The organism is Streptomyces sp. SolWspMP-5a-2, assembly GCF_900091845.1.
Lineage (GTDB): Bacteria > Actinomycetota > Actinomycetes > Streptomycetales > Streptomycetaceae > Streptomyces > Streptomyces doudnae.
The window spans coordinates 1-4,336 of sequence record NZ_FMCI01000009.1; the positions used below are offsets into that span (position 1 = coordinate 1).

The following is a 4,336-nucleotide window of genomic DNA, read 5'->3' on the forward strand; positions in this document are numbered from 1 at the left end:
TTGTGTTAGCCGTTGTTACCCCATAACCATCGGCGCAGGTGAGGCACGTCGTACGCCTTGTCGGCGTGCAGGCGTTGAGGCTTGGAATCGGTCGCGTGGGATTCGTGTCCCATGTGGAAATGGGACAGCATCGGCTTCAGGGCCTGGCTGTCGTGGGTGTTGGCCGCGGAGAGCCCGACGCGTAGGGGCAGTCCGTTCGCGTCCGACAGGACGTGCATCTTGGAACCGGGCTTACCTCGGTCCACGGGGCTCGGACCTGTGTGTTCGCCCCCTTTTTGGCGCGGACATGAGCCGAGTCGAGGACTGGACGGGACAGGTCGATCAGGTCCTGTTCATCCAGGAGTTGGAGAACTCTCTGGTGCAGTCGGCCCCAGACTCCGACCAGATGGCGAAGCGGCGGTGCACGGTCGACTTCGACGCTCCGAAGCACGGTGGCAGCGCCCGCCATGCGCAGCCGCTGACCAGAACGTAGATGATCGCTGCGAAGACCGCCTCGTCATCGATGTTCGCCACCCCGCCGCCCTGCGGACGAACGCGCGCTGGCGGCAGTAACGGCTTCGCGATCTCCCACAAGCCGACCGGAACGATCCATCCCCACCGTCCACTCCCCATGCCCAGCACAACCACCAACTGGCCATGTAGGACACGGTCTTAGACCACGCCACACGGCTCTGACCTACAAGAAAAGGCCGATCAGTACCACGTCCCGCCAGGCGGGAGAAGCGGCCGAACTTCTTCACCGGGGCCCGCCGGGCGGGAAGCGGCGTCGGGCCGGACGCGAATGTCATCGCTCTCCGGCAGCACGCACACCACGACCCGGACGCCACCAATCAGCGGCACTGAGCATCACCACGCGCCAGGAGACGAGCACCACCAAGGAAGCACCGCCTACAACAGCCCCCGGCATCCGTCGGGGGCTTCGTCGTGCTGCCCGGAGGAACCCACCGTGTCGACCTTCGAGACCCTCCCCCGCTTCACCGCCGACCTCCAGCACCTCACCCCCGCCCAGCGCCGGCGCTTCCGCCGTGTCGTACGGGAAGCCTTCGTCCCTGACCTACGCACCGGGTGCTTCCGGGCCGGACTGCGCGAAGCGCGCGGGTTCCCGAAATCCCGGAGCCGGAGTACGCCGAACCGGGACGCCACTTCCCTGTCTTCGGCGGTGGTCGTGCGAGTTCAGACTTCACGGCTGGAGCCGGATAGGTACCCGTATTCATCCGGCCCGTCCTCCGGCCTCCTGTGTCAGCTGGTGCGGCCGTTCACTTCGAAACGTTGGAAGAGGGCTGGCAGGAACTCTTGGAGCAGGAGCCTGGCACGTTCCGCGTCCCTGAGCTCGTCGTGGCCGAACCGGAAGACCTCGTAACCTCTGAGCTTGAGTTCGCGGTCCCCAGCCACCAGCTCCGCGTACTTATAGCTGTCGGGTACCTGACCGTCGTCGCGGGTGTAGTGCTGGGACCCGTCGACCTCAAGAACGACGCGCTGGCCGTGGGGCAGTAGGAGCAGGAAGTCCATGCGGGAGCGCAGCAGCGCTTCAGGGCCACGCTCACGGACTGTTTTGTGGTCCCAGTGGAGCCACACCTCGGGCAGGAGCGCGGGGAGGTCATAGACGGCAGAGCCGAGGATGTGGTGGTAGAGCTCGAAGACGTTGCGCTGCCCGGGTGAGTTGCCGGGCAGGCTGCGGCGGAGCCGGTGGTAGAGGGTCTTCTTGGCTTCGGCCTCGTCTGCGATCTTTTGGGTGTCCTGCCACCAGGTTTGGAGGTCTCGCCAGCGGATGCCGTCGCCTGTGATCTCGCGGTCGTAGACAAGGACGCTGCCGGGGTCACCGACGATTTCGATGTCGTTGTCCACTGCAGAGAGGAATCGGATGTCCGGCTTGGTGAGCGAGGCGAAGATGACGTTCTTCGGCCGTCGGTTGTCGGCGAGCCGGGTGGAGACCAGGGTGAAGCGCGGGTAGCCGCCGTCTGCCCCGGTCTCACGGAGCTCGATTCCCGCGCTGCGGATCTGCTCGTTGATCTGTGCCACGAGGTGACGTTGGGCGGGCTCGTCGAGGAGCACGTCGGCGGAGACGGCCGATGCGAGGAAGCGGGCGAATCTCGCGTCGCCGGCCTCGAACGCCCCGAGGTGTTCGAAGAGGACCTCGGTCGACCAGTCCTCCGGGTTGCGGAAGACGTGTTGCTGGATGTGCTGTCTCAGCCCAGGCGGGCGGTTGGTGCTGGGAAGTAGCAGGTCGGCGAGGGATTCTTCGCGGTCGAGTACCCAGAAGCGCTCCAGCATCGTCATGAATCGGGCTTCGTGGCGTGCCATGTCCGCCAGGTCCAGGGCTCGGGCCAGTTCGCGTCGGACCCTCTTGGGTATCGCCGGGGGTGACGACTCCGCCCAAAGTAGATCTTGTATCCCGTTGCGAGTCGCAGCGGTGAGGCTCCCCCGAGCCAGGATGCGTTGCGCGACGAGGGTGAGGTCGTTGTCGGAGACCTGGGCGTAGCTGCGTTCGATTCGTTCACGCAGCGATCCCTCCTCCTTGGGGATCTCCGGCATGGCCAGCTCCGCGAAGCCTGCGTTGAGGGTGGCGTGCGTGTTCCCGCTGAGGTGGCGCGAGACGACAGCGTCCAACTGCTGCCGAAGTCCCGAGCGGTACCTGCTGCTGACCATCAGCCGATGATCCCAGAACTCCGCCGGGCAGTCAGCAGTTTGCAGCGTCCAGGACGGCTGTCGAGTCAGGCTCGCAGTGCTGGGCGGAAGGCCGAGCGGTGCTGGTCATGGCGCGATGGGCGCCTCAGATGCGGGGCGCCAGGACCTGCCCCGGCAGCGGCCCGGGGCAGGCGGTCTTTCTCTGCGCCAGCTTCACCGCGGCCTGGGCAAGTGCGCGCGCTGCGAGTGCCTCGGGAAAAGCCATGGCCTGGACTGTAGCCACGAACCAGCTCCCGCAAGAAGGAGACCGCGGGTCCCGTCCCCACCCTCTCCTTGTCGACCGCACCCACCTGTCACCGCCGACGCCATCGCTCGCACCGGCTTCTGGGACGAACGAATCGGTAACAGCAGGCCCGCAGGGAGCAGCTCAGCTACGCCGACCCGTCACGCTCTGGAGGGCGGATCATCAGAACGTTCGACACACCGCCCTGGTTCACGCAGTCCTGCGCCAGGTCGTGCACCTGCCAGAAAAAGTCCGGGTCAGAGGCAACTGCATTCACAGTCGTCTCGACAGGCGTATACCGATGCAGAGGGGTCGACACCTCGTCGTAAACGAAGCCCATGGTGTCCCGGGTCAGAATTGTCAGCGGTCCTTCGCCAGCCCACTCGACTCCGACACGCACGTCGTACTCGCCGGCACCGGTCAGGTCCGCAGTCGCTCGGACCAACGCCATCATGTCCGCGATCGAGCACTCGATGGCAGAGGACTCGACGTGGCGGCCCTCGAAGAACTCCCCGCCCTCAGCGCCTGAAGCAGCACGCCGGTGTCCGCCCACAGCGGCCGCCAGGGTGACCGATCCGTCGTGGTGGATGGTGGCCCACGCCTCCTTCCACAAGGAGTAGGCGGCCGCTGCCGTGTTCACCAGGACCCACCGGCGCAGGCCAGGGCGAGGGTTGAGCCGGTCCACGCTCTCCAGGGGGTGAACACCACCCCGCCCCGCGTACATCAAGGCAAGGGTCTCTGCCTTGGACATCACCTTCTGCGCCTGGTCGCGCGTCAGCCTCTCGCGAACGAGAGGGAGCCGCGGGTGGGCAACCGCGATCAGCCACGCCCGCTTGCGGCTGTCGCGCCCGGCGGCGGCTTCGGTGAACAGCGAATCCAGGGCCTCGGTCGCGTGGCGGCGCTCGTCGAAGCGAGCGCGGTACATGGCCTCAATCTGGCGTTCCTTCATCCATACCGTGTCGGCGTCGTTGCGGACGGGAGCGCCAAAATAGTCGTGCCGATAGATCAGGTGCGGACCGTCGACGCTAGCCGGGATCTCCACCACCACGGCCCTGTTCCCTGCCTCGCCCACACGGTGCACACCGAGCCCGAACACTGGCGGAGAGATCGCAGTGATCGCGGCGCTTCGCAGTGCCCGCTCGTGGCCCTCATCGAACTCGCCGACATCGACGCGGCTAGTCGCCGCCTTCTGCGTCTCTTGTACGCCGTAAACGATCACACCGCCGCCGCTGTTCGCCATGGCCGCGACATCCTTCGGGAAGTCTGTCTGCGGCAGACCTTTGGCGGGCGGCAGCTCGGACTTCCAGTCCAAGTCGCTGTGTTCCGTCACGCCAGCTGTTACGGCGGCGTCCAGGATGTCACCGGTCAGTGGCCCAGGCGCGAGCCCGAGTATGCGGTGAAGTGGCGTGAAAGGCATAGCGCAAGCTT

2 protein-coding genes and 1 pseudogene are annotated in these 4,336 nt (G+C 66.2%); all 3 read right to left on the minus strand.

All coding sequences use genetic code 11. The annotated features are described in order from the left end of the window. Positions 1 to 17: 17 nt before the first annotated feature. A pseudogene (locus GA0115242_RS00595) lies at positions 18 to 612 on the minus strand (IS5 family transposase); the annotation flags it as partial. A 627-nt stretch (positions 613 to 1,239) separates the two neighbouring features. Then, complete coding sequence (locus GA0115242_RS00600) at positions 1,240 to 2,646, minus strand: AbiJ-related protein (protein ID WP_093823328.1); 1,407 nt, start codon at positions 2,644 to 2,646, stop codon at positions 1,240 to 1,242. A 410-nt stretch (positions 2,647 to 3,056) separates the two neighbouring features. After that, positions 3,057 to 4,336, minus strand: a 1,280-nt coding sequence (locus GA0115242_RS00605; RefSeq protein WP_237548525.1) for an AlbA family DNA-binding domain-containing protein, incomplete at its 5' end; no start/stop codon positions are given.